Annotated in this window: 1 pseudogene; it reads left to right on the top strand. The window is 33.1% G+C overall.

The features are described 5' to 3' along the window. Positions 1-76: 76 nt before the first annotated feature. Positions 77-447, top strand: a pseudogene (locus V7056_RS14105) (tRNA (N6-isopentenyl adenosine(37)-C2)-methylthiotransferase MiaB); the annotation flags it as partial.

Genomic DNA, 447 nt, shown 5'->3' with positions numbered 1-447 from the left:
AACCTAGATTGTATATTGTAGAATAACGTTATATACTAGAGTAATGTGTAATGTTGCGATGAAAGGAGATTGTTAAATGAATGAACAACAACGCCTTCAAGGCACTAATATAAATAATTCGAAAGATAAAACTGATAAAGATTATAGTAAGTACTTTGAAAAAGTTTATCAAGCTCCTTCCTTAGCTGATGCAAAACGTCGTGGTAAGGAAGAAGTAATGTATGATAGAGGCTTTGAAATACCAGAGGAAATGAGAAATTCAGGTGCTGGTAAAAAGTTTTTAATTCGTACATACGGATGTCAAATGAATGAGCATGATACAGAAGTTATGGCCGGTATCTTTACAACAATGGGTTATGAAGTTGCAACTTCTGTGGAGGATGCAGATATTATTCTTTTAAATACTTGTGCGATTCGTGAAAATGCTGAAAATAAAGTATTTGGAGA

It is taken from the genome of Bacillus sp. JJ664 (assembly GCF_036962205.1).
Taxonomy (GTDB): domain Bacteria; phylum Bacillota; class Bacilli; order Bacillales; family Bacillaceae_G; genus Gottfriedia.
Note: the sequence above shows the minus strand (reverse complement) of the source record. Positions and strands in the feature narration are given on the sequence as shown.